The sequence below is a fragment of the Segatella albensis DSM 11370 = JCM 12258 genome, from assembly GCF_000426565.1.
GTDB lineage: Bacteria > Bacteroidota > Bacteroidia > Bacteroidales > Bacteroidaceae > Prevotella > Prevotella albensis.
In genome coordinates this window covers 168,849-195,158 of record NZ_AUFP01000006.1, presented here as the reverse complement: position 1 = coordinate 195,158, position 26,310 = coordinate 168,849, and the positions used below count along the sequence as shown (strand labels likewise).

Here is a 26,310-nt window from a genome sequence, read left to right as displayed (position 1 = left end):
AATATATGCGACGTTTAACCTTTATAATCATCCTACTTACTGTATGTTTCAGACTTTTCGGTCAGTCTGGATACTATATACCATCTGAAAGATTTTCAAGTGGACTCATCAATGATGTCTGTCAAGACAAATACGGTTATATATGGGTGGCCACGGAAAATGGCCTCAACAAGTTTGATGGCTATCGCTTTACTCAGTATCTACACCAGTCTAATAATCCCCATTCCCTTAACAGCAACATTGTGACCAAGGTGTTCTGCGAACATAACGGTCAGCTATGGGTAGGGCTCCGCACAGGATTAGCCCGTTATGATTATGCTACCGATCGTTTCATACCATATTCTTTTAGTTCAGGGCAGACCCCTCGTGTCACCTCTTTGCTGCAACGCCGTAATGGAGAACTCCTTGTCGGAACATCGGGAAGAGGACTCTACAGACTTACAGGTAATATTTTGAACAAGGTTAAAGATGGATATACCACTCCTTCAGGTAATTGGTATTACAACCAGATGTTGGAAGACAGTCGGGGACGGTTCTGGAAATGCGGTTATGGTGAGGAAATCACGATGAAAGATTACAAAGGGGTACATTCGTTTTTTGTGAGACAAGGTATCGTGATGAAACTTGTAGAGAGAGCAGGCGATATACTGGTCATCTGTCAGCATGGCATTAGTAGCTATCATCAAGGCAAGATGGGGAATAGCGATATAGACCTTTCCGTATTAGGCAATAATACATCCATCAGTAGCGCCTATCAGAGTCGTAATGGTAATATATATATAGGTACGCGAGGAGACGGTCTTTTCATGTTAGAGAAAGGAAGTAAGAAGTTGACTCGGGTAGAGTGTAATCTCAATGGAATAGATTTTAATACAGCCAAGATATGGTGTATCCAAGAAGACCGTTTTGGTAATATGTGGTTAGGTTGCCAGTCGAAAGGTTTGGTTATCATCCCCCATGTACAACCTCAGTTTGCGTCTTGGAGATTCTCTTCTCAAGGCTATCATGTCAGTTCGACGGTGACATCCATCTGTCGTGGAGATCATGGCATCATCTGGTGTGTCGTCCAAGGAAATGGAGTTTATGGCTTTGACAAGCGTGGCCATATCGTTTCCCATCCTTCATCGCCAACATCCCCGGAGATTATGTATCGTGACAAGAACGGTCGCTACTGGATATGCACCGATGAAGCCCTCTATGCCTATAACCCACTTACCGGTCAGTCTCAGTATCAGGCATCATTTGTTTGCGAGAAGTTGAACGGTATCTGTGACCTCGGACACGGAAGTTTGTTCATCTCCACCTATTCCCGTGGGCTGACCATATTCAATCCCCGGAATCACTCCTCCCATAACTACCTATCGACAGATGTTGATCCTGTTCATGGTATACTCCATAACAACTGGATCCTTGCAATGATGCCAGATCGCTATGGCTGTCTTTGGGTGGCAACTTCTGCCGGTGTTTCGTGCTATGATCCACAGAAAAATAACTTTCATCCTTATGGATGGGATAGTCTGCTCGATGGTACCATGTGCTATTCACTCTGCGAAACAAATCATGGCGAAGTCCTTATAGGCACAGACCGAGGACTATATATTTATTATCATGGCAGTAAGAAGGTTGTTCGTTTTAAATATGGTAATGCCCTGTCAAATAAGGTGATAGGGAATATCGTGCAATCCAACAATGGAGACATCTGGTGTGCCACCTCCATGGGCATATGGCAGTTTGATAGTAAAAGAAAAAAGTTCGTAGGTCATGTCTTGGGCAATGGACTTACGATGAAGGAATATGTGAACAATGTGAGTTTGCATACCAATGACGACATGATCTATTTCGCTAATAATGACGGGTTGACAGTCTTTAATGCATCCCAGACCATGGGATGTCATAAAGCCCTTCCTGATGTCAAGCTCACGGGATTTCTCATTGCCGGAAATCCTGTTAATACCCTTACGGAATCAAATGGCCGACATGTCGCAGATGGACCAGTCACCTCTACCGACCACTATCAGGTTTCATATCTTGATAATAGCATCAGTTTGGAATTTTCTCTGCTAGATTTCGTCAGTCCTGACAATATCATTTATGAATATCGCATCAATGATGGAAGATGGATGCAGACACCAGAAGGTATAAACAGCATACAACTCAGTCATCTCCAGCCCGGCAACTATCACATTGAGGTCAGGGCATTGTCTGCAGGAGTCTATTCAAAGACTAAGACGATTACTCTGGATGTCCTTCCACCATGGTATCGCTCAGGATGGGCATATACCCTCTATTACATCGCTCTTCTGCTCCTCTTTGTTGCAGGAGTATGGGTTATCAAAAAGAATGCTCGTCAACGGTTGGATGAAGAAAAGATGAGATTCCTTATCAATGCCACCCATGACATCCGTTCCCCACTGACCCTGATACTAGGTCCTCTCGCTAAATTGAAGACACTGATAGGTAATGGTGAGGGCAAGGCTGACATAGAGACTATTGATCGTAATGCACAGCGACTGATGTCGTTGGTGAATCAGATTTTGGATGAGCGACGTATCGATAAGAATCAGATGCTTTTGCATTGCCGTGAGACCAATCTGGTAGACTTCATCAGTGGCATCTGTAAACTGTATCAGTATAATGCCAGTCAGCGCGGTATCACCTTTACTTTTGAACATGAGAAGAATCATGTCTTTGCATGGATCGATCGGATCAATTTCGATAAGGTCATTGCCAATCTGCTCTCCAATGCCTTTAAATATATCTTTGACGGAGGAGAGATAAAGGTAGTGCTCCGTGAACTTGAGAAAGAGATAGAGATTGATGTCGTCGATAATGGAGTAGGGATAAAGAAAGAAAAGGCAGAACGACTTTTCGACCGCTTCTATCAAGGTCATAATTCAGATGATTTTGGCGTCAAGGGTACAGGTATAGGTTTGAACCTTTGCCGTTCCATCACTCAGTTGCACAAAGGAAGAATCTATGCCAGCAATCGTAACGATGGAAAGCGAGGCTCTTGCTTTACGGTCATCATTCCTAAAGGCAATGCTCATCTGAGACCCGACCAAATCGTCAAGGAGTCACCAGCCAAAGTTATACTTTCCGATGGTAGCAATGCCAGTCGGAAGAGTCAGCATTTCCGTATACTTATTGTTGATGATGATCCCGAAATCGCTAACTATATCAATTGTGAACTTGGACAATACTATAAGTTTGACCACATGCCTAACGGTCGTGAAGCATTGAAAGTATTGCTTTCACAACAATATGACCTAGTTATCAGTGACCTGATGATGCCTGAGATGGATGGTCTCACCCTTCTGAGACGTATCAAGAAGCATCCCCAGATTTCTCAGATTCCGGTTATCATGCTAACTTCCAAGGCAGAGGTGGAATATAAGTTGGAAGGATTGAAAACTGGTGCTGATGCCTATTTGGCTAAGCCGTTCAATATGGAGGAACTTCATATTCAGATAGATAATCTCATCGATAATATACGTCGCCTTCGTGGAAAGTTCAGCGGAGCCGTTGACCAAGAGCAACGTATAGAGAAAATCAATGTGAAAGGAAACGATGACGAATTCATGGAACGAGTGATGCGCTCGGTGAATGCAAACATGTCAGACTGCAACTACAATATCGATTCCCTTGCCAAAGATGTGGGTATAAGTAGAACACAGTTGCATCGTAAGATGAAGGAAATCACAGGAATCTCTTCGGGAAAGTTCTTAAGAAATCTTCGTATGGAACAGGCAGCCAAGTTGCTTAGAGAAGGAAAGGTGAACGTATCGCAGGTAGCGGATAAAGTAGGATATCAAGACTTGGCACATTTCTCGACAGCCTTCAAGACTTATTTCGGAGTTTCTCCTTCAGAATATCAAGAAATCCAGCAGGGATAGGCGAAGATGCAATGTTTTCGCAAGTTCGTGCAACAAAATTCTTATAACAAATGCTAAAAACAATGTTATCTTTGTAGCCAAATAATCTAATCAAAACTTAACCAATCTAGTTTATTGATAATCTAATAACTAATTTATCCTGTTATGGAATTAAAAAAACAATTGAATCGAGTCCTAATGATACTCGTTGTGATGGTTGCATTCCCAGCAATGCTTTCAGCTCAGAGTATCCTTAAAGGTGTTGTTACCGATGATTCTGGTGAACCTATCATTGGTGCTACGATTAGTGAAGTAGGTACAAAGAATGCCGCTGTAAGTGATTTTAACGGTAATTTTGAACTGAGAAACACCACAAGTGATGCTATTACAGTATCTTATATTGGTTATGTGAAACAAACAGTTCAGATCAAAGGCAAATCTTATGTGAAGGTGACTCTTCATGTTGACCAGAAACTTATCGATGAAGTCGTTGTCGTAGGTTATGGTACCATGCGTAAGAGTGATGTTACAGGTGCTGTGACAAGAGCCAACATCCAAGCATTCGAGAAATCTACCAATACAAACCTTCTTCAGTCTTTACAGGGAACTGTTCCTGGACTGAATGTCGGTCAGGCAAGTTCTGCCGGTTCTAGTCCTGAATTATCTATTCGTGGTGCCAACACCATTTCCGGTAATACCAGCGTCCTTGTTATCCTCGACGGAATCATCTATACCGGTAGTCTTTCAAGTATCAACCCTGCCGATATCGAAAGTGTTGACGTCTTGAAAGATGCTTCGGCAACAGCCGTCTATGGTGCTCAGGCTGCCAATGGCGTACTCCTTATCACGACAAAGCGTGGTGCCAAAGGTAAGGCTAAGGTAAACTTCTCAAGCAGTTATAGTATGCAGACTCCGACTCATAAACTGCATACCATGAATCGTGAGCAGATGTTGAACTTTGATAACGAGTGCTTATGGCAGTACTCTAAGACAGAGGCTTCCGGTTATACCCAACAGAATCCTGATTTTAAACTCTCTGAGCGTATGCCTGATGCATGGATGACAGATGATAAAGGTAACATCGTCCCAGGTGACTATGACTGGTGGAGCGATTTCACACGTACCGGTTCTATCTTTGAAAACAAGTTGAACATCTCCGGTGGTGCTGATAACATGTCGTATTTGATTTCTCTTGGCAATACGAGTCAGAAGAACTATTTGCTTAACGATGATTATAAGCGTAATACGATTCGTGTGAACTTGGACATTAAGCCTGTGTCATGGTTGAAGGCCGGAGTTCAAGCTTTCGGTTCTTTTGAGAATCGTGACGGACAGGAAACCTATCTTCCATTCCTCATCGAGTGCAGTCCACTTACAAAACCATATGATGAGAATGGCGAGATGATTCATTATCCTGCTCATGATGCACGTGAGAACCCTTATCACGGTTCTTTGGTTGATGACTATGATCGCTCAAATTCATTCTTCGCAAATCTCTATGCAGAGGTAAAACTTCCGGTAAAAGGTCTTACCTATCGTATGAATTTTGGTAACAACTATCGTATCGGTGAGCACAACTATGCAAGTGAATTTGCTGAGAATAGTAATGGACAGGCTTACAAGCATCATTCAAGATATAATGACTGGACATTTGATAATATCGTAAACTATCAGAATGACTTCGGTAAGCATTCTGTGGGTGCTACATTTGTATATGGTGCTTCAAAGCGCCAGTATAGTTATACGGCAGCTGATGCTAAGTTGTTCCCACGTATGACATTGGGTTACAACTCACTCGAACTTGCCGGTACCCAGCAGACAAATTCTGATGCATGGGAAGAGACCCTACTTTATCAGATGGGACGTGTAAACTATGCTTATGACAGCAAGTATCTTTTGACAGCTACTGTTCGTCGTGATGGCTTCTCTGGTTTTTCAAAGAGTAACAAGAGTGCCGTATTCCCATCTGTCGCTCTTGGTTGGGTTATCTCTAACGAGGAGTGGTTCAAGGTTCCTACGCTCGATTACTTGAAACTTCGTGCAGGTTGGGGTGTCAGTGGTAACCAGACAGCCCGTTATTCTTCATTGGCACGTGTGGACTCTTCTATCGGTTACATCTTTGGTGATGGCGCTTCTTCTGGTGTGATGCGTCAGGAGTTGGTTTCTATGGAAAACAATAACCTGAAGTGGGAAAAGACCTCTGGCTTTAACTTTGGTGTAGACTTCTCATTACTCAACAACCGTATCACCGGTAATATTGAGTATTATACCACCAAGACCACAGACTTGCTTTATGCAGTCTCTATTCCTTCAATCACTGGTTTCACATCTATTATGTCTAATGTAGGTGAAATTCAGAACAATGGTTTCGAGTTCACGATCAATACTCGTAATATCCAAACCAAAAACTTTGAGTGGACTTCTATGTTCAACTTCTCTACCAATAGCAATAAGATCAAGAAACTAGCTGGTCTTGATACCAATGGTGATGGTAAGGAAGACGATCTTTCTTCATCATCTCTCTTTATCGGTCAGTCACTCTCAGCGATCTATGATTATACCATTGATGGCATCTATCAGGTAGGTGATAAAATACCAGAAGGTTATCATCCTGGTAACTATCGCATCGTTGACGTCAATGATGATGGTAAGATTGATGAGAAAGACCGCAGTATCATCGGTAAGGCAGATCCTTCTTGCCGTATGGGTTTACTCAACACTTTGAAATATAACAGTTTCACATTGAGTTTCTTCCTTAATGCTGTGATCGGTGGAAGCAAGAGTTATTTGGGCAAGAATACCTATGCAGAACTTGTCAACGATAATACTTTGCGCCATAATCGTTTGACGGAGCAGGTGGAGAACTTCTGGACACCAAGCAACCCAAGTGGTATCTACGCTCTCTATAATGCTAATCCTGCTATCAATCCAGGTCGTTATGAGAACCGTTCTTTCCTACGCCTACAAGATATCACACTCTCATATGATCTTCCAAAGACATGGATGCAGCGTATCGGTATTGACGGTATCAACGTTTACTTGAGTTGTAAGAATTTGCTGACTATCACTGGTTGGCATGGTTGGGATCCGGAACCAAACGTGACCTATCAAGACATCAACGGTCAAAACCGTATGACAGGTAGTCGCTATGAGGATCGTCCTGTAATGAAGAGTATGACATTAGGTATCAACATCAATTTGTAAAACCATGAAAAAGATATATTTAATTCCATTATTAGCAATAGGATTGCTGCTCACAGGATGCAATGAAGACAGTTTCCTTGAAGAGAAAGCACTTGACTTCAATTCTGCATCTAACTCATATGAAACATCTGCAGACTTTGATGCTGCGGTGACAGAACTCTATTACCTCACTCGTGAGGAGTTCTATACTACATACGACCGTACTACAGATCTCTCGAAATTTGCAGATATGTGGATCACCGCAGACCCTTTAAAGTCAAATGTCACTGCCGACCTTTCTCCGTCGGGTGCAATAGCAAAGTTCTATTGGGATGAGAACTATAAACTTATTGCTCAGGCAAATACAGTGATTAGTCGTGTCGGCAAATCTACAAAGTTGAACGAAGAACAGAAGAAAGTGTATGAGGCAAAGGCTCGTTTCTTCCGTGCCCTTGGTTATCGTACATTAGCTTATCTCTATGGTGGTGTGCCACTCCAAACAGAGGAGATAACAGCGCCGAAGACTGATTATACTCGTGATACGAAAGAAAATGTGTTGGCTCAGTGTGTTTCAGACCTCGAATTTGCTGTTGCCAATCTTCCGGAAATCAATGCTGTAAAGGATGGTGAAATCAGTCGCCCTGCTGCAAACATGTTACTTTCTGAAGTTTATCTGGCAACAGGAGCTAATGATAAGGCCGTTAGTGCGGCTTCTGACGTAATCAATGATCCAAATTTGAAATTGATGACCGAACGTTTCGGTTCACAGAAAAATGAAGCGGGCGATGTGTTCTATGACCTCTTCCGTCCAAATAACCAGAATCGTGCCTCTGGTAATACGGAGGCCATCTGGGTCATCCAGTTTGAAACCAATGTAGAAGGTGGTGGTAATAATACGAGTCATTTCTTCTGGAATCCTGGTAGCTTCTGGGGCGAGCGATTCTTTGCTCCTCAGGTCGATAAGTTCAAAATCATTGCTCCTGATGGTACTAACATCCAACTTTTCAATTGGCCTATCGGTGATATGACCGGTGGTCGTGGTATTGGTACCCATTATGCTGATGAACATCTTTATAGTGGTATCTGGGAAGGTGATTTCAATGATATGCGTAATTCTGAATACAACTGGCCTCGTAAGTTTAAGATTCACCGAACACAGGTATTAGATCAATATCCAGAATTGAAGAAGGCAATGCCTGATGGTGTATTCGATCTCGAAAACACCAAACTTCCTGCTGGCTATTCTATGGAAACAGGTTTCGCCGGTGGTGTGAATGCCACGACTCAGTTGCCTAACCGTTTTATGTGTGGCTATTCTACCAAGATGACAACTCCTTTCCATCATCCTGATGCTCAGTATGGTGATAAGTCAACGCTTACCCTTGCCGGTACCGCAGGAAAGACCTATACCGATCAGTATATGTTCCGTTTGGCAGAGGCATATCTGTTGCGTGCGGAGGCATATGTAAATTTAGGTAAGAAGGCTGAGGCTGCTGCAGACATAAATGTATTGCGCCATCGTGCAAAGGCAAAGGAGGTTACTGCAAGTGAGATGGATCTTGACTTCATTCTTGATGAGCGCCTTCGCGAACTTACTTGTGAGGAGAAGCGCCGTCTTACCCTTTCGCGTGTAGGTAAACTCAGTGAGCGCATCAAGAAGTATAACCCATATTTCAGTGCTAAGTATTCTGCAGAAGGTAAGGATTACGATTCACACTTCGATCTGTTCCCAATTCCTTTGTCAGCTATCCAAGCGAACAAGGACGCTGAGTTGAAGCAGAACCCTGGTTATGCTGGCAATTAATACTTCAAAGACAATATATGGTTAATAATTTTTAGTTAGTGTAACAACATGATCTTTCATTAAGCCTGGACTCGAAATAGGTCCGGGCTTTTTGAAGTTAATTCCTTGAAATATGATCGTAAAGAAATATCTATTTCTGTGTTTGTTCTCTCTTACATCTATATGTTTGCAGGCAGGTAACTTTAAGGTCCTCCATGCTCGCATTAATTATGATGCTGACGAACCCCGACAAGTTGTTCGAGCCATCACAGATCTGCGCCATGATATCTCTCTGGTAACAGGTAGTAAACAGACATCCGGAGCCCAGATCGTTGTAGGTACCTATGGAAAGAGTAAGCTGATCTCTGAGTTAATAAAGAAAGGTATATTGAGGACTTCTGATTTGAAGAACAAACACGAAAACTATGTCATCACAGTAACGCGTGAACATCATCCTCGTCTGATCATTGCTGGTAGTGATATGCGAGGTACTATCTATGGTGTCTATGAAGTATCCAGACGTATCGGAGTATCTCCATGGTATTGGTGGGCAGATATTCCTGTGAAGTATAATCCAGATGTTGCTGTCAGTTTTGATCATTTTGTGTCAGGTGAACCATCAGTAAAATATCGTGGCATCTTTATCAATGACGAAGACTGGGGAATGAAGACATGGGCCTCTCGAAACTTTGAGAAAGAACTTGGCGATATCGGTCCAAAGACCTATGACCGTATCTGTGAACTAATCATGCGCCTTAAGGGAAATATGCTTGCGCCAGCCATGCATTCATGTACTGGTGCTTTCTATAGTCATCCGGAGAATCAAAAGGTCGCAGATGGGCGTGGAGTGATGATTACGACCAGTCATTGTGAACCACTGCTATTCAATAATGCTTCTACTTTGGAGTGGGATAAGACCAAGGATGGTGAATGGAATTATGAAGTCAACAGAGAGAACATTTTGAAAAAACTTGATGATCGTATTCGACAGACTGCTCAGTATGATAATATTTACACGATGGGTATGCGGGGATTGCATGATGAAGCCATGAAGGGTAGCACTAATCCCAAAGATCGTGCCCGTACATTAGAGAAAGTCTTTGGTGAGCAACGTGCTATTTTGGAAAAATATAAGGGAATAAAGGTATCTGAATTGCCACAAATCTTTGTTCCTTATAAGGAAACACTTGATATCTATGATGCAGGTCTTCGTGTACCGGATGATATAACATTGGTATGGCCTGACGACAACTATGGCTATATGAAACGGGTGAGCAATGTCAAGGAACAGAAGCGAAAAGGTGGTAGTGGTGTGTATTATCACCTAAGTTATTGCGGTACCCCTCATGATTATCTTTGGCTCTCTACCACAGCTCCCCAACTTATGTATGAAGAGATGCGCAAGGCATACACAGCCGGTGCTGATAGATATTGGTTGCTCAATGTCGGTGATATCAAACCTATGGAAATAGAAACACAGATGTTTATGGATATGGCCTGGAATTTTGATGCTTTCAGTTATCAGAATGCTAATAGGTATCAGGCTCAGTGGCTTGCTTCCGTCTTCGGAGAGGAATATAAAGCGCAATTTCAGAATATCCTTGATCATTACTATCGTCTGGCATGGGATAGGAAACCGGAATATATGGGGTATGAATATGAGTGGGATAGCAAGGAGAATTCTCGTTTACATGATACGGATTTCTCTTTTGAAACAGGTACTGCTCAGAAACGTCTTGTTGAATATCAGGACATTTGCTTCGCCTATGAAGCTATTGAGAGAAAGGTGCCGGAGAATTTACGACCGGCTTTATTCGAATTGCTTGGATATTCTGTCCTTTCTGCTTATCAGATGAATCGTAAGTTCCTGTATGCACAGGCCAATCATGAGACTGGTAATGCTTCATATGCGGCTCAGTCACGTGATGCAAATGAGCAACTTCAAGATCTCATCGACCGTTATCATAGTTTGTTTGGTGGTAAATGGAATCAGATGATCTCTGAGATACCACCGGGTTATACGGCTCTTTATCAGAATATGCCAGAACTCGTTGAGGCTCCAACCGATAGGTATCGTTTGCCACAGGATCAGATACATCCTGAGTTTGCTCATAAGGTTGACCTTACAAGGGTTGAGTTGAAACCTCCTTTTCAGTTGCTTGAGGGTATGGGTACAGACTGGCATGTCATCCAGATGGGACAGCCACTAGACTTCAAATCGTCTGGTTCTATCAGTATTCCGATTACAGAGTTGAGAGGAAAAGACTCCCTGCATGTGTGTATTTCTGTAGTTCCGATGTGGCCTGTCAACGGTGACAGAAGTAATCAGATACGTGTCAGCATGGATGGTTCAAATCCTGTGATCTGTAAGAATGAATTCATAGAGTGGGGACCTAAGTGGAAATTACAGGTGATGGAGAACCGCAAGGAGTTTGTACTATCATTTCCTATAGACAAGGAAAAAGATAGTCATATCCTTACGTTATCCATTGTTGATCCAGGACAGATGATACAGAAGATAACCTATCAGTAATGATGTCCTGTAATTATAAGTTTGTTTAAGTATTCAACTATAGTTTCTCACTAAGGAACTTTCCTGTATAGCTAGTCTTGCACGCAACTATCTGTTCAGGAGTTCCTTTTGCTACAAGGTTACCGCCTTTGTCGCCACCTTCGGGACCTAGGTCGATAATGTAGTCAGAGCATTTGATGACATCCATGTTATGTTCGACAACAACGATACTGTGTCCACGCTCTATGAGTGAGTTAAAGGCTGCCAGTAATCTCTTGATGTCATGGAAGTGCAGACCGGTAGTAGGTTCGTCGAAGATGAATAGTGTTGGTTCAACCTTCTCCTGTCCGATGTAGTAGGCAAGTTTCACACGCTGGTTCTCACCACCTGATAGAGTTGAAGAACTTTGCCCCAATTTGATATATCCCAGTCCTACGTCATCTAAAGGCTTTAACCTATTTACAATGGTCTTTTGTCCATATTCTCCAAAGAATTCAATAGCTTCGCTTACGGTCATATTCAGCACATCATTGATGTTCTTCCCATGGAAGCGTACTTCGAGAATGTCATGCTTGAAACGCTGACCATGACATGCCTCACATTCAAGTACAAGGTCGGCCATGAATTGCATCTCGACAGTGATGACACCGGCACCCTTACATTCTTCACATCTTCCTCCATCTGCATTGAAACTGAAATACTGGGCAGTAAATCCCAATTGTTTGGACAGAGGTTGCTCGGCAAATAAGGAGCGGATGGCATCGTAAGCCTTTACATAGGTAGCTGGATTAGAACGTGTAGATTTTCCTATCGGATTCTGGTCTACAAGTTCAACGTGCTTAATGTCTTTCCAGTCACCATCAAGCGAGACATATTCACCAGGAGTATCTGCCACCTCGTCAAGATGTCGCTTAAGAGCAGGGTAGAGTATACCCTTTATAAGAGATGATTTCCCGGATCCAGATACACCGGTGACAACCGTAAGGACATTAAGAGGAATTTCTACGTCGATACCCTTTAAGTTGTTCATGCGTGCTCCTGTAATCTTGATACTTTTGTTCCATTTCCTTCTACTTGAAGGAATATCAATGGTTTCTGTTCCGGTAAGATACTTTATCGTATAACTGTCTGGGTATTTCTTGTTGAGTGCATCCTTGTCTTTGATGTCTTGTATCTCCTCTGTCGAACCTTGATATACGATTTCGCCACCAAGTCTTCCGGCATTCGGACCTATGTCGATGATGTAATCAGCAGCCCTCATCATATCTTCATCATGCTCCACGATGATGACAGTATTACCAAGACTTTGTAATTCCTTGAGAACATGGATCAGTCTTTCTGTATCGCGACTGTGCATTCCAATACTTGGCTCGTCGAGAATGTATAAACTTCCTACAAGAGAACTGCCGAGACTTGTCGTCAAGTTGATTCGTTGACTTTCACCTCCAGAGAGTGTGTTCGACAGGCGATTTAGCGTAAGATAACCTAAACCTACTTCTACAAGGAAATGCAATCTGTTCTTTATCTCAGTAAGAAGACGTTTGGCAACATCCGCATCATGCTTATCAAATTGTAAGTCGAGAAACCATTTCTCTAGGTTTGCTATAGGCATCTCAACAAGATCTGTAATACTCATGCCATTGATTTTGACATAAGTAGCCTCTTTCTTCAGTCGAGTTCCATGGCAATCAGGACAAGTAGTCTTTCCGCGATATCTGCTTAGCATCACTCGATATTGAATCTTATATTGATTCTCCTTGACCATCTGAAAGAAAGTGTCGATACATATTCTGTCGTGAATGTCCGCATTTCTTTCACTTTTCAATCCATGCCACAATTCATCTTTCTCTTCTCGTGTTAAGTCATAATAAGGTTTGAATATCGGGAATTTATCCTTGGCAGCTCTGCGTATAAACTCCTTCTGCCATTCACCCATCTTGTCACCATGCCAGCATTGTACACATCCATCATATACGCTCAGTGCTGTGTTGGGGATAACGAGTTTCTCGTCAATACCGATGACGCTACCGAAACCTTCACAAGTCGGGCATGCTCCTAGAGGAGAGTTGAAAGAGAACATGTTGTCGTTAGGTTCCTCGAATTTTATTCCGTCGGCCTCGAAGCGTGTGGAGAAATCGAAAGTTTGATGAGATGGCAAGAACATCAGGCGAAGTTCTCCGTCTCCCTCATAGAAGGCCGTTTCTGCGGAATCAATCAAGCGAGAAATATCGTCTTTCTCATTTGATACGGAAAGGCGAGAGATGACAAGCCAGATGTCACCATTGTTGGCGGCTTCCTCGTCGTGGTTGTCGAGCCAATCCTCAATACGGGTAAAGTCGCCATCAATATAGATTCGTGAATAACCCTCTTGATTGTACATTTCCATCTGCTTGTGGAGAGTTCTGCCCTCAATGACATGGAAAGGAGCGAGAATAACAAACTTGGTGCCTTCTCCGAATTGCCGAGTGCATTGTAGCACGTCCTCGGTAGAATGGCGCTTTACCTCTTGTCCTGAGATAGGAGAGAAGGTACGACCAATACGAGCATAAAGTAACCTGAGGTATTCGTATATTTCGGTAGATGTACCGACGGTACTACGCGGATTACGGGCAATAACTTTCTGCTCTATAGCAATGGCAGGTGGAAGTCCTTTGATAAAGTCACATTCCGGTTTGCTCATCCTACCCAGAAACTGACGGGCATAACTAGATAGGCTCTCTACATATCTTCGTTGACCTTCAGCATATAGCGTGTCGAAAGCAAGTGATGACTTACCAGAACCGGAAACTCCGGTTATGACAATCAATTTATTGCGCGGAATCTTTAGTGAGATGTTTTTTAAGTTGTTTACCCTAGCACCTTTAATCTCTATAAAGGCTTCTTTATTTTTACTCATGATGATATGGTTCTCCTTTAATTATTGTACAAGCGCGATAAATCTGTTCTGTAAAGATTAATCGGACCATCTGATGTGAAAATGTCATTTTAGAAAGAGAAATAAGTTCATTGGCCCGATCGTATACAGGTTGAGCGAAGCCATAAGGGCCACCGATGACAAAGATAAGTCTTCGAGTAGTGTTTTGCTTTTTCTGGAGCCACTTTGCAAATTCGATAGAACGAAATTCAGTGCCGTGCTCATCCATTAGCACCACCGTGTCAGAAGGTTGGATCATCTTGAGAATCAGTTCTCCTTCTTTATCTTTTTGTTGCTGTTCAGAAAGCGATTTCGTGTTTTTGATTTCTGGAATTACTTTGATCTCAAAAGGCATGTAATGCCCGATGCGCTCAGTGTAGTCTTTTATTCCGGCCACGAAATGCTTGTTTACTGTTTTGCCTACAAGTATTAACTCTGTTTTCATTGACTATGAATTTCGTTTCGGATATATCGGAAACTTTCCAATCTTTCTCCCTTTTTATTCTACAATTTACAAAAATACGAAATTTTTTCGATTAATTTCTTATAACCCGAAAATTATTGCTATCTTTGCGTAAATAATATTTTTAAAACTAACAATAATATGGCAAATAATGCAGAACTAATTGCCCAATGCGAAGCTAAAGCTAAGCAGTGGCTAACTCCTGCTTTTGACGAGCAGACTCGTAAAGATGTTCAGGCAATGATCGATGATGAGGATAAGACTAACCTCATTGAAAGTTTTTATAAGGATTTGGAATTCGGTACAGGTGGTCTCCGTGGTATCATGGGTGCCGGCTCTAACCGTATGAATATCTACACTGTAGGTATGGCAACTCAAGGATTTGCTAACTACCTGAAGAAGAACTTTAAGGACAAAGAGCAAATTTCAACAGTTGTATGCTACGATTGTCGTAATAATAGTGATGTCTTTGCAAAAAAAGTTGCAGATATCTTCTCTGCCAATGGCATCAAGGTATATTTGTTTGAGGAAATGCGCCCAACTCCAGAGTGCTCTTTCGCTATTCGCTATTTCGGTGCACAGGGTGGTGTAAACCTTACAGCAAGTCATAATCCTCGTGAGTATAATGGATATAAGGCTTATTGGGAAGATGGCGCTCAGGTTTTGGCTCCACATGATAAGGGAATCATCGATGAGGTGAATAAGGTAAAGGTTGAGGACGTGAAGTTCCAAGGTAACCCAGACCTGATTCAACTTGTAGGTGAAGATGTTGATAAACCATATTTGGAGAAAATCAAGACATTATGCATTGATCCTGAGGTTATCAAGCATCAGCATGACTTAAGTATCGTATATACTCCTCTCCATGGTACAGGTATGACAATGATTCCTCGTTCTTTGAAGTTCTGGGGCTTTGATAATGTACATTGCGTTAAGGAGCAGATGATCAAGAATGGTAATTTCCCTACTGTAGATCGTCCTAATCCAGAGTTCGCTGAGGCTCTTACTCTTGGTTTGCGTGATGCCAAGGCTATCGACGCAGATATCCTTATGGCTAGTGATCCTGATGCTGATCGTGTTGGTATGGCTTGCAAGAATGATAAGGGAGAGTGGGTTCTTATTAACGGTAACCAGACCTGTCTGCTTTTCTTGTGGTACATCATTACTAATCGTCAGGCAGTAGGTAAGATGCAGCCAACCGATTTCATTGTCAAGACTATTGTTACAACTGAGGTAATTCGTAAGATTGCAGAGAAGCAGCATATTGAAATGCGTGATTGCTATACCGGTTTCAAGTGGATTGCAAATGAAATTCGTGTTTCTGAAGGCAAGCAGCAGTATATCGGTGGTGGTGAGGAAAGCTATGGCTTCCTTGCAGAAGACTTCGTTCGTGATAAGGATGCGGTATCTGCATGTTCTTTACTTGCTGAAATCTGTGCTTATGCTAAGGATCATGGTAAGACCCTTTATGATATATTGATGGATATCTATACAGAGTATGGTTTCTCTAAGGAGCATACTATCAATGTAGAGCGTCCTGGTAAGTCTGGTGCAGAAGAAATTCAGCAGATGATGGCGAACTTCCGTCAGAACCCTCCTAAGGAACTTGGTGGTAGTAAAGTTATCCTTTGGAAAGATTATAAGACTCTTGAGGCTACAGATGTTCAGGGCAACAAGACAAAGCTTGATATGCCAGAAACTAGCAATGTTCTGCAGTGGTTCTGTGATGATGACACAAAGGTAAGTGTACGTCCATCAGGTACAGAACCTAAGATTAAGTTCTATATAGAAGTTAAGGGCGTTATGAATAGCGCTTCAGAATATGAGAAACTTGATGCTGAAGGAACTAAGAAAGTTGAGGCTATCAAGAAGAGCTTAGGATTAGAATAATTCTATATATAATAAGGTGCAAAGGTAATTTGAAAAAAAACTTCAAAAATATTTCAGAAAATATTTGGTGGGATTAAAATAATTCATTACCTTTGCACTCGCATTTCAGAAAGATATGCTTGGCAACTCGGTTAGCGAGCCCTGACTGGAAGGATGGGTGAGTGGCTGAAACCAGCAGTTTGCTAAACTGCCGTGCGCATTTCGCGTACCGGGGGTTCGAATCCCCCTCCTTCCGCTCTACGGGGGTCAGGCTATTTTGAATGCACTAACGGTCGGTTCATCTAACGGTTAGGATACAAGATTCTCAATCTTGGCATAAGAGTTCGATTCTCTTACCGACTACCAAAATCCTCTGCAACCTTTATGATTACAGAGGTTTTTTTATGAAAAAGCTAACGGTCGGTTCATCTAACGGTTAGGATACAAGATTCTCAATCTTGGCATAAGAGTTCGATTCTCTTACCGACTACTAAAAGAGGCATAAATCATTGATTTATGCCTCTTTTCTTTTTATGTATTTTAATGCCTTATATAATTGATTAGGCATTGAAATATTCGTTTAACTCTTTTTGAGCATTTTGATTTTTGTTGTCTAAATCCTTGATGATGCAGCCATGCTCCATGAGAGCGATACGAGAGCTGATTTCGATCGTATGCTGTAGATTATGGCTTGATACAATAATAGTGGCATTTGTCTCTTTATTGTATTGTGTAAGCAACTGTTTCAGATGATTCTGGCTAGAAGGATCTAGAAAGTTGAAAGGTTCATCAAGAATCAAAACTCTTGGTGAATTTAATAATGCCCCCACAATACCAATCTTCTGCTTGTTACCAGCAGAGAACTCTCGGATGAGCTTTTTCTGATTAAGAATCTCATCACCCATAAAGTCTCTGTATTTGTCAAGTATGTTATGTAATTCTTCCTTTGCGATATTATTGACTTTAGCAATAAAATTGAAATACTCTTCGGCTGTGAGGAATTCTATTAGGAATCCATCATCAATGTAAGCACCAGTATATTGTTTCCAATCCTCACATTTTGCAGGATTCAAAATACACTCATTACCATCATCCTGATGGATATTGATTTCGACACTTCCTTCTGTAGGGTCTAATAAATCCAACATAAGACGGAATAGGGTAGTCTTACCTGCTCCGTTATTTCCTACAAGACCGAGCATCTCACCTTGCTGGATAGAAAAATCGGGGATAGACACAGCAGTCTTATCCCCGAAATTCTTTATTAATCCAACCAGGTTTTCCTTAATGGAAATCTGTGTTTTAGTATTCATATATATATTGGTTGGGTTGATTTATATTAAATGTTACGCCCGTGGCAATTCTTAAACTTCTTGCCACTGCCACAAGGACATGGATCGTTAGGACGTGGCATCTTCTCAGCAATATATGGAGTATGGTTTCTTTCAACACTCTCACGAGTATCTTGATGCATTGCAGCCTGTTGAGCAGCACGTTCAGCGCGTTCACGCTCTTCCTCAATATCAGTCTTTTGTTCCTGATAACGCTGGCTATGCTCTTCTGGTGCAGCCTCCTGTACAGAGTCTTCCTGCATCTCTGGAATCTGTCCACGCATAAGGATACTTGCCATACGGTTATTCATATCGTCGATCATGCTATCCCAAACTTTAACACTTTCAAGTTTAAAGATCAGCAATGGATCTTTCTGCTCGTAAGAAGCATTCTGTACAGAATGACGAAGTTCATCAAGCTGACGAAGATTCTCTTTCCAGTTATCATCAATGATATGGAGCATAATCTGTTTCTCAAAGGCCTTGACTACAGACTTTGCCTCAGAATCATAAGCTTCTTTAAGGTTACATGGTATCTGATATACTCGTTTACCATCTGTTACAGGAACCATGATACGCTCATATATAGCCCCCTGGTTCTCATATACCTGTTTGATGATAGGCCAGGCAACACTTTGAATACGTTCAGTTTTACGTTTGAAACTTGTTATCGCCTCTTGGAAAGCGCGCTCTGACAGTTCATCTTTGTTACCATCCTCGAATTCTTCTTCGGTGAAAGGAATCTCCATAGCCAACACCTTCAAGAATCCCTCCTTGGCACCTTCAAAGTCATTGTTGTTGACAATATTAACAACACGGTCCCAGATGATATTTGTGATGTCCATTCCGATACGTTCACCCATCAAAGCATGGCGACGCTTCTCGTAGATTACAGTTCGTTGCTTGTTCATGACATCATCATACTCAAGCAGGTTCTTACGGATACCAAAGTTGTTTTCCTCAACCTTCTTCTGAGCACGCTCAATACTCTTAGAAATCATAGGACTCTCGATGCGCTCACCCTCCTTGAATCCAAGGCGGTCCATCACATTAGCGATGCGCTCACTAGCGAATAGTCGCATAAGCTTATCCTCGAGGGAAACATAGAATACAGAAGAACCTGGGTCACCCTGACGTCCGGCACGTCCACGAAGCTGACGGTCTACACGTCGACTTTCATGGCGCTCCGTACCGATGATAGCAAGACCACCGGCAGCTTTAACTTCGTCAGAAAGTTTAATATCGGTACCACGACCGGCCATATTGGTTGCAATCGTTACAGCACCTTTACCATTACTATCTTGCTGACCAGCGAGTGCAACAACCTGAGCCTCATGAGCATGGAGTTTCGCATTCAATACCTGATGAGGAATATTGCGCATCTTAAGCATCTTGCTCAACAATTCCGAAATTTCAACAGAGGTTGTACCAACCAAGCATGGACGTCCCTGATTTCTCATTTCCTCGATCTCGTCGATGACAGCACGATATTTCTCACGTTGTGTCTTATATACACGATCATCCAAGTCTTTACGAGCGATAGGTCGGTTAGTAGGAATCTCGACAACATCTAATTTATAGATATCCCAGAACTCTCCAGCCTCAGTAGAAGCCGTACCCGTCATACCAGAAAGTTTGTGGTACATACGGAAATAGTTCTGAAGAGTAATCGTTGCGTATGTCTGTGTAGCAGCTTCTACTTTAACGTGCTCCTTAGCCTCGATAGCCTGATGTAAGCCATCACTCCAACGACGACCTTCCATGATACGACCAGTCTGTTCATCGACGATTTTAACCTCGCCATCCATGACTACATATTCATCGTCTTTATTGAACATGGTGTATGCCTTGAGGAGTTGCTGTAACGTATGTACACGTTCGCTCTGTACACCATAGTGAGCCATAAGTTCATCCTTCTGGTCAATATACTCCTCTTCCGAAATCTTACCATCCTCTTTTTCTTTCTCCAGTGCAGAAAGTTGAGTTGTGATGTCAGGTAATACAAACAACTCAGGATCATTCGTCTGTTTAGCAAGCCAAGCCCCACCTTTATCAGTAAGGTCAGCACTATTAAGTTTCTCATCAACTACGAAATACAGCGGTTCAACAGCCTTAGGCATCTCACGGTTGTTGTTCTGCATATAATACTCCTCAGTTTTGAGCATACCAGCCTTGATACCTTCTTCAGAAAGATATTTGATCAAAGGCTTATTCTTAGGAAGAGACTTATATGAACGATAAAGAGCAAGGAAACCCTCTTGGAGGAGAACCTGATCCTTTGCCTCAATACCTTTAGAAATCTTCTGTTTTGCCTCAGCAAGAAGTTCGGTAGCCTGTTTACGTTGTACCTCATACAAGCGTTCTACCAATGGCTGATATTCCTCATACATCTGATCATCACCCTTAGGGATAGGACCAGAGATGATGAGCGGAGTACGAGCATCATCAATTAACACAGAGTCAACCTCATCGACAATAGCATAGTTGTGTTCACGCTGTACCAAATCAGCAGGAGAAACCGCCATGTTATCACGCAGGTAGTCAAAACCGAACTCATTGTTAGTTCCGAAGGTGATATCAGCCTGATAAGCCTTACGACGAGCTTCAGAGTTTGGCTGATGCTTGTCGATACAGTCTACAGAAAGACCATTGAACTCATACAGAGGTCCCATCCAGTCACAGTCACGTTTTGCCAAGTAATCGTTGACAGTAACAACGTGTACACCATTACCTGTTAATGCATTCAAGAAGACTGGGAGAGTAGCCACGAGAGTTTTACCTTCACCGGTTGCCATCTCAGCGATCTTACCCTGGTGTAGAACAATACCACCGAAGAGCTGAACATCATAGTGTACCATCTGCCATTTCAGGTCATTTCCACCAGCAGTCCAATGATTGTGATAGTAAGCTTTGTCACCATCGATAGTGATAAAGTCCTTGCTAGGGTCTGCAGCCAGTTCGCGGTCGAAATCTGTTGCTGTAACGATAGTATCCTCGTTTTCAGTAAAACGTCTTGCAGTTTCTTTTACGATACTGAAGGCAATTGGTAATACCTCATTGAGAGCTACCTCATAGTTTTCAAGCTCAACCTTATGAATCTTATCAATTTCATTGAAGAGATCCTCGCGTTCATCAATAGGAGTATCTTCGATTTTTGCTTTGATCTCCTTGATCTTCTCACGCTGCTCTTTACCAGCGTCCTGTACCTTCTGTTTTATTTCTTGTGTTTTTGCACGGAGTTCATCATTGCTTAAAGCTTTAATCTCAGGATAAGCAATTTTTACTTGTTCAACGATAGGCTGAATCAACTTCATATCTCGACTAGACTTGTCGCCGAACAGAGACTTTAAAATCTTGTTTAAATTCATTTTATATTAGTTATTGTTATTCGTAAAGTTAATAATTGAGGGCAAATTTACAAAAAATAATTTGAAAAATGCATGTTTCCTTTATTTATTAGGTCCCCGAATAACAATAGAACAAGGATGAAGGATGTGCAAGATAGGTTGTATGAAATCCCTCACCTTTGTTTTGTGAGCAAATATAATGTTTGCTGGAACATAAGATTCCAAAGAATGTAATCCTGAAATATAATTGAATTGCAGATCATCCTCTTCGTCTGCCTCTTTGAATGCTTTGATGACTGACAGAATGTCATCTTCCAGCATTTTCACTTCCGGCTGTTGGATAAACTGCTCATACGATATCTCACCAGTCATAGCGAGTTTAATTGCAGATTGGAGATTCTGCGCTTCTACTCCTGTGGCAGCTAATACTACCAATAGGGCTGTGATATATCGATTTACAATCATTCTTCTTTTTTATATCTGTTATGCCTTATAGATACCGGCACGTTCCATATACATGTGAACTAAAGGTCTAGACAGCAAACTTAATGCCATAAATAGAATAGGAGTAGGATAGTGCTGGAAGAATCCACCTAAAAGGCCAAGGATCATCATAGCAAACCACACCTTCCACCAAGCGTCATGTTGATGTCTTCTCGTCCTTTTTGTTGCTCTCCATACCATGAATAAAGGAATAGGATTTCCGAATAGAATTAATAGATTCAAACTTACACATGGATGCTGAGAGAAAATCATAACAGTCAGGACAATACCAGGGAGACCTGCTGCTATCATCATCAAGGCATCCCATCCCCACAATATCTTTTTCTTCTTGTATTCATATATCAAAATCATGCAAGAGATAATGAAGATAAAGAAGAATAAAGTAAAAGGACTGATAATTACCTGATAATCAACCAAGTTTTCAGGTTCTAGTAAAGTTGTTGTACTCTTAACGAAAGGCTTCCCGTTATAGATAGCTTTAGCAAAGTCAGCCCGAAGATTATCCGGTAAGAATTGCTGTTGCGCCCTAGTCGTAGCCTTATCAGCATAAACTCCAAGTAGTAAATCCTCACCAAACTGACACCAAGGATAATCCTGAGTCCAGCGATGGATCATATCTCTATATGACACCTTCGTGTCTACATTGTCGGCATATTTTACTTTCCCGTGCAGATGATTAACAATCATGTCCCTTGCACGAGAAGTACAGTTATCGTAAAAGAAATTATATCTATATGTCTGATTCTCAGGACGAAGATTGATGTTGAGCGCATCCAGTATAGCCTTTTTATCATCCGCAGTTAAGTTAAGAACCTGCTCAATAATGCCCCTTCCTTCATATGAATATTCTTTATAAAATTCCTCATAAGGAAGAGCGCCGACACAATAGTCAGTCAATCCAAAAATAAACCGAGGAATAAAGTAAGGCTGTTCACTAGAAAAGACACCATAGTTTACGACAACATCCATACCATGTTCAGGGTTCAGATCGTGCCATCTCAAAGCCGTGTGCCCATATTGAGCCCAAACCTCCTGTCCAGGAGAGCAAGTCAGTAAAGAAACCTCAACGGAATCATAGTCTATGTCTTGTGCAGAAGCACCCATTGCCGTTAAATTCAGTAAAATAACGGTTGTTATAACTCTAAAAATATATTTAAAACGTTTCACGATGCAAAAATAGCTTTAATTTTCGAGTTAACGTTCTTTTATATCCATTTTTTTTAATACTTTTGCAATCTAGAATAATTTAATGAAAATGAAGAAACTATTTATAGCGGCCCTCATGATGGGTGTAGCAAATACTGCTTTCGCCCAGAGTGGCACTAATTCTCCATATAGCCAATATGGCCTAGGTTTACAATCAGAGCAGTTTAGCGGGTTTAACAGAGGCATGAATGGACTTGGCTTAGGCTTCCGAGAGCATAACCAAGTGAACTATTTAAACCCAGCGTCATATTCTGCTTTAGACTCCTTGACTTTTATTTTTGACATGGGCGCATCCGGACAGATCACCAATTTGGAAGAGAACGGAAAGAAGATGAATGCCCGTAATTCCAGTTTCGATTATGCTGTAGCAGCATTCCGAGCAGCTCCACATCTTGGCGTCAGTTTCGGTCTTGTTCCGTTTACGACGATGGGGTACAACTTTAATGCCAGTGGTACCACTACGTTAGGAAATGAGACACTGAAGTCTACCAATACCTATAGTGGAGATGGTGGATTACATCAAGTTTATTTAGGAGCAGGATGGCAACCAGTCAAAGGATTGTCAGTAGGTGCGAACATCTCATATTTATGGGGCGACATCACAAAGTCTGTCGTGTTATCATTCAGTAATGCATCAGTCAGTACACTTTCCAAGAACTATTCAGCCAGTGTTGCCAGCTATAAATTAGATTTAGGAGCACAGTATCTACTATCACTTTCAGATAAGAACAAAGTTATCTTAGGTTTCACCTATTCACCAAAGCATAAGATTGGAGGAAATCCAGAGCTGGTTACCTCAACCATCAATACGAATACATCGGTAGTCGTATCAGATACATTGAGCGGAAACGGTCTCCGTTTAGATTTGCCAGATATGTATGGTGCAGGTTTCACCTATAATTATGACAATTCATTGAAGGTCGGTGCCGATTTTACCGTTCAGAGATGGGGTAAACTTCCGCAGCCAACATTTGCGAGTGACAATAGTTCAACCTCTTCCATGCAGTATGGAAATTATCTAACCCGCAAGAAGCTAACATTAGGAGGCGAATATTGTCCACGAGAATACGACCGAATATTCGTCCGTCGCGTCCACTATCGTGCAGGAGTTTCATATGCCACACCATATTATAAGATAAACGGAAACAATGGTCCTAAGGAAGTTAGTGCGAGTCTTGGATTTGGTATACCTATCGTCAACTCCATGAACAACAGATCAATTTTGAATATTAGTGGTCAGTGGGTTCGTCAGTGGGCACCAGGAATGATAAAAGAAAATACATTTCGTATTAATATAGGTCTTACCTTCAATGAGCGTTGGTTCATGAAGTGGAAGGTTGAGTAATGAAACAAATACTATTATATATAATATTAGGTGTTCTCTTTTTTGCATCTTGCGAAGAACAGAAGGAACACACAGCACCCGCTATACTTCCGAGAGATTCAGCGTCAGTGATGACATCTTATGGTGTAAACACGTTGATATCAGATTCGGGTGTTATAAAATATCGTATCGTTACAGAACGATGGGATATCAATGAAGTAAAGAATCCCCCGAGATGGACCTTTGATAAGGGCGTCTTTTTGGAAGCCTTTGATCAGAAGTTTCATATATATAGCTACATCCAATGTGACAGCGCTATATATTACAATCAGCAGAAACTATGGGTGATGAGAGGACGAGTACGTATCCTGACAAAAGATAATATTCGCTTCTCTAGTGAGGAACTATATTGGGATGAGAATGCCCATGAGATATATTCTTATAAATACTCCCGTCTGATAACACCAGACAGACGACTTGAAGGCAGTTATTTTAGGAGTGATGAACAGATGACGAAGTATTATGTCTCGAATACCCGAGGCTCATTTGTAAAGGGAGAGATGATGGAATCCCCTTCCGATACAATGCGTTCACAGCCAGACTCCGTAAAGGGCACCTTACGTCCTCGAGCAACACCACAGCCAAAGAGTTCCAATATTCCTTGAAATTAAATAGCGATGTTTGGAGATATAGAAATAACATATTTCATTGGCATTCTAGTTACCATGGTCATGTCCGCCTTCTTTAGTGGAATGGAGATTGCCTTTGTGGCCAGTAACCGGATGCTTGTCGAGATGGATAAAGAAAAGAACGGTTTTGTCCAAAAGATATTATCTGTCTTTTATTCCCATCCAAATGGTTTTGTGTCGACAATGCTGGTCGGTAACAATATCGTGTTGGTACTGTATGGAATTCTGTTTGCCGAAATCTTCGACAAAACATTATTTGCCCCATTCACATCCGCTACCCAAGTTATTCTCGACACAATAGCCTCCACACTCGTTGTGTTGTTTACGGGAGAGTTCCTGCCGAAGACATTCTTCAAGAGTAATCCGAACAGATTACTAACCATCTTTTCACCTATAGCCTATATCTTCTATATCCTCTTGTGGCCAATCTCCAAGTTTGCGACACTACTTTCCAAAGCAATACTGAAAGTTTTCGGAATAAACATGGACAACAAGAGCGACGACGAAGGTTTCTCCAAAGTCGATTTGGATTATCTTGTTCAGAGTTCCATAGACAACTCCAAAGCCGAAGATGTAGAAGACGAAGTAAAGATATTCCAGAACGCGTTAGACTTTACCGATACCAAGATCAGAGACTGTATGATACCCCGTACAGAGATCAATGCCGTAGAAGACACCTGCAGTTTGGAAGAACTCGAGCAGACCTTCATAGAAAGTGGAAATTCCAAGATTATAGTATATCACGAAGATATAGACCATATCATAGGTTATATTCATAGTTCAGAGATGTTTCGTCATCGCAACAACTGGAAGGAATACATTCGAACGATGCCTTTCGTACCAGAGACCATGCCCGCTCAGAAACTGATGAAGACATTCCTTCAGCAGAAGAAGACCCTAGGCGTCGTTATCGACGAATTTGGCGGAACCAGTGGCATTGTCAGTCTGGAAGATATCGTCGAAGAAATCTTTGGTGATATAGAAGACGAACACGACAATAGCAACTACATATCCAAACAAGTTAGCGAGAACGAGTTTCTACTTTCAGGGCGTTTGGAGATCGACAAAGTAAACAGCATGTTCAATCTCGATTTACCAGAAAGCGATGAGTACATGACCATAGGCGGCTTGATACTTCATTACTATGAAAGTTTCCCCAAACTCAATGAAGTAGTAAAAATAGACAAATTTGAATTTAAGATTATCAAAAATACGATGACGAAAATAGAACTTGTCAAGCTAAAAGTTAATTTGTAAGTGTATTTTCGCACGAAAAATTCCTTTGTTTGATAATTTATTATTATTTTTGTAGG

At 41.6% G+C, this 26,310-nt stretch carries 14 protein-coding genes and 3 tRNA genes; 11 read left to right on the top strand and 6 right to left on the bottom strand.

Annotated features, from left to right (window positions below; translation table 11 throughout):
• Positions 1 to 5 precede the first annotated feature (5 nt).
• The 4 genes from K333_RS0104980 to K333_RS11965 all read left to right on the top strand — a co-directional run bounded on the left by K333_RS0104980 (position 6) and on the right by K333_RS11965 (position 11,371).
• On the top strand, positions 6 to 3,893 hold the full coding sequence (locus K333_RS0104980; protein ID WP_036889073.1) for a hybrid sensor histidine kinase/response regulator transcription factor: 3,888 nt from the start codon (positions 6 to 8) through the stop codon (positions 3,891 to 3,893).
• A gap of 144 nt (positions 3,894 to 4,037) precedes the next feature.
• Positions 4,038 to 7,076 (top strand): SusC/RagA family TonB-linked outer membrane protein, encoded by a 3,039-nt coding sequence (locus tag K333_RS0104975; protein ID WP_027452412.1) that lies wholly within the window; start codon positions 4,038 to 4,040, stop codon positions 7,074 to 7,076.
• A gap of 4 nt (positions 7,077 to 7,080) precedes the next feature.
• Positions 7,081 to 8,859: a RagB/SusD family nutrient uptake outer membrane protein gene (locus K333_RS0104970; protein ID WP_024989526.1), complete on the top strand. Its 1,779-nt coding sequence runs from the start codon at positions 7,081 to 7,083 to the stop codon at positions 8,857 to 8,859.
• Between the two features lie 112 nt (positions 8,860 to 8,971).
• Positions 8,972 to 11,371: a glycosyl hydrolase 115 family protein gene (locus tag K333_RS11965; RefSeq protein ID WP_024989527.1), complete on the top strand. Its 2,400-nt coding sequence runs from the start codon at positions 8,972 to 8,974 to the stop codon at positions 11,369 to 11,371.
• 37 nt (positions 11,372 to 11,408) lie between these two features.
• Here K333_RS11965 and uvrA read toward each other — a convergent pair whose 3' ends face one another.
• Both uvrA and rlmH read right to left on the bottom strand, forming a co-directional pair.
• Complete coding sequence (uvrA, locus tag K333_RS0104960) at positions 11,409 to 14,246, bottom strand: excinuclease ABC subunit UvrA (protein WP_024989528.1); 2,838 nt, start codon at positions 14,244 to 14,246, stop codon at positions 11,409 to 11,411.
• A complete protein-coding gene (rlmH, locus tag K333_RS0104955) occupies positions 14,239 to 14,709 on the bottom strand; it encodes a 23S rRNA (pseudouridine(1915)-N(3))-methyltransferase RlmH (protein ID WP_024989529.1) in 471 nt (156 codons plus the stop codon). Before rlmH ends, uvrA begins: the two co-directional genes overlap by 8 nt.
• A 159-nt stretch (positions 14,710 to 14,868) precedes the next feature.
• On the opposite strand from rlmH, the gene K333_RS0104950 reads away from it, so the two are divergent.
• The 4 genes from K333_RS0104950 to K333_RS0104935 all read left to right on the top strand — a co-directional run bounded on the left by K333_RS0104950 (position 14,869) and on the right by K333_RS0104935 (position 17,086).
• Positions 14,869 to 16,617 (top strand): phospho-sugar mutase, encoded by a 1,749-nt coding sequence (locus K333_RS0104950; RefSeq protein WP_024989530.1) that lies wholly within the window; start codon positions 14,869 to 14,871, stop codon positions 16,615 to 16,617.
• Between the two features lie 147 nt (positions 16,618 to 16,764).
• A tRNA-Ser gene (locus tag K333_RS0104945) sits at positions 16,765 to 16,852 on the top strand.
• Between the two features lie 35 nt (positions 16,853 to 16,887).
• Positions 16,888 to 16,962, top strand: a tRNA-Glu gene (locus K333_RS0104940).
• A gap of 52 nt (positions 16,963 to 17,014) precedes the next feature.
• Positions 17,015 to 17,086, top strand: a tRNA-Glu gene (locus K333_RS0104935).
• A gap of 70 nt (positions 17,087 to 17,156) precedes the next feature.
• On the opposite strand, the gene K333_RS0104930 is transcribed toward K333_RS0104935, so the two are convergent.
• The 4 genes from K333_RS0104930 to K333_RS0104915 all read right to left on the bottom strand — a co-directional run bounded on the left by K333_RS0104930 (position 17,157) and on the right by K333_RS0104915 (position 22,882).
• Positions 17,157 to 17,909: an ABC transporter ATP-binding protein gene (locus K333_RS0104930; RefSeq protein ID WP_036886056.1), complete on the bottom strand. Its 753-nt coding sequence runs from the start codon at positions 17,907 to 17,909 to the stop codon at positions 17,157 to 17,159.
• A gap of 26 nt (positions 17,910 to 17,935) precedes the next feature.
• Positions 17,936 to 21,295 (bottom strand): preprotein translocase subunit SecA, encoded by a 3,360-nt coding sequence (secA, locus tag K333_RS0104925; RefSeq protein WP_024989532.1) that lies wholly within the window; start codon positions 21,293 to 21,295, stop codon positions 17,936 to 17,938.
• Between the two features lie 81 nt (positions 21,296 to 21,376).
• Positions 21,377 to 21,739, bottom strand: coding sequence for a hypothetical protein (locus K333_RS12665; protein WP_051230882.1), 363 nt, complete (start codon positions 21,737 to 21,739; stop codon positions 21,377 to 21,379).
• Between the two features lie 18 nt (positions 21,740 to 21,757).
• Entirely contained in the window at positions 21,758 to 22,882 is a 1,125-nt protein-coding gene (locus K333_RS0104915) for a lipoprotein N-acyltransferase Lnb domain-containing protein (protein WP_024989534.1), read from the bottom strand.
• 151 nt (positions 22,883 to 23,033) lie between these two features.
• Between K333_RS0104915 and K333_RS0104910 the strand changes: the two genes are divergently transcribed.
• From K333_RS0104910 to K333_RS0104900, 3 genes are read left to right on the top strand one after another with little or no spacing between them, the layout of a single operon-like run.
• Complete coding sequence (locus K333_RS0104910; protein ID WP_024989535.1) at positions 23,034 to 24,329, top strand: membrane protein; 1,296 nt, start codon at positions 23,034 to 23,036, stop codon at positions 24,327 to 24,329.
• Positions 24,329 to 24,973: an LptA/OstA family protein gene (locus K333_RS0104905; RefSeq protein ID WP_024989536.1), complete on the top strand. Its 645-nt coding sequence runs from the start codon at positions 24,329 to 24,331 to the stop codon at positions 24,971 to 24,973. Before K333_RS0104910 ends, K333_RS0104905 begins: the two co-directional genes overlap by 1 nt.
• 12 nt (positions 24,974 to 24,985) lie before the next feature.
• Positions 24,986 to 26,254, top strand: a complete 1,269-nt coding sequence (locus tag K333_RS0104900; protein WP_373276996.1) for a hemolysin family protein — start codon at positions 24,986 to 24,988, stop codon at positions 26,252 to 26,254.
• The last annotated feature ends 56 nt before the right edge of the window (positions 26,255 to 26,310 follow it).

Excerpts from the sequence above, each read along its gene's own strand:
- K333_RS0104980 (WP_036889073.1), top strand. The coding sequence starts at position 6 with ATGCGACGTTTAACCTTTATAATCATCCTACTTACTGTATGTTTCAGA.
- K333_RS0104975 (WP_027452412.1), top strand. The coding sequence starts at position 4,038 with ATGGAATTAAAAAAACAATTGAATCGAGTCCTAATGATACTCGTTGTG.
- K333_RS0104970 (WP_024989526.1), top strand. The coding sequence starts at position 7,081 with ATGAAAAAGATATATTTAATTCCATTATTAGCAATAGGATTGCTGCTC.
- K333_RS11965 (WP_024989527.1), top strand. The coding sequence starts at position 8,972 with ATGATCGTAAAGAAATATCTATTTCTGTGTTTGTTCTCTCTTACATCT.
- uvrA (WP_024989528.1), bottom strand. The coding sequence starts at position 14,246 with ATGAGTAAAAATAAAGAAGCCTTTATAGAGATTAAAGGTGCTAGGGTA.
- rlmH (WP_024989529.1), bottom strand. The coding sequence starts at position 14,709 with ATGAAAACAGAGTTAATACTTGTAGGCAAAACAGTAAACAAGCATTTC.
- K333_RS0104950 (WP_024989530.1), top strand. The coding sequence starts at position 14,869 with ATGGCAAATAATGCAGAACTAATTGCCCAATGCGAAGCTAAAGCTAAG.
- K333_RS0104930 (WP_036886056.1), bottom strand. The coding sequence starts at position 17,909 with ATGAATACTAAAACACAGATTTCCATTAAGGAAAACCTGGTTGGATTA.
- secA (WP_024989532.1), bottom strand. The coding sequence starts at position 21,295 with ATGAATTTAAACAAGATTTTAAAGTCTCTGTTCGGCGACAAGTCTAGT.
- K333_RS12665 (WP_051230882.1), bottom strand. The coding sequence starts at position 21,739 with ATGATTGTAAATCGATATATCACAGCCCTATTGGTAGTATTAGCTGCC.
- K333_RS0104915 (WP_024989534.1), bottom strand. The coding sequence starts at position 22,882 with ATGGGTGCTTCTGCACAAGACATAGACTATGATTCCGTTGAGGTTTCT.
- K333_RS0104910 (WP_024989535.1), top strand. The coding sequence starts at position 23,034 with ATGAAGAAACTATTTATAGCGGCCCTCATGATGGGTGTAGCAAATACT.
- K333_RS0104905 (WP_024989536.1), top strand. The coding sequence starts at position 24,329 with ATGAAACAAATACTATTATATATAATATTAGGTGTTCTCTTTTTTGCA.
- K333_RS0104900 (WP_373276996.1), top strand. The coding sequence starts at position 24,986 with ATGTTTGGAGATATAGAAATAACATATTTCATTGGCATTCTAGTTACC.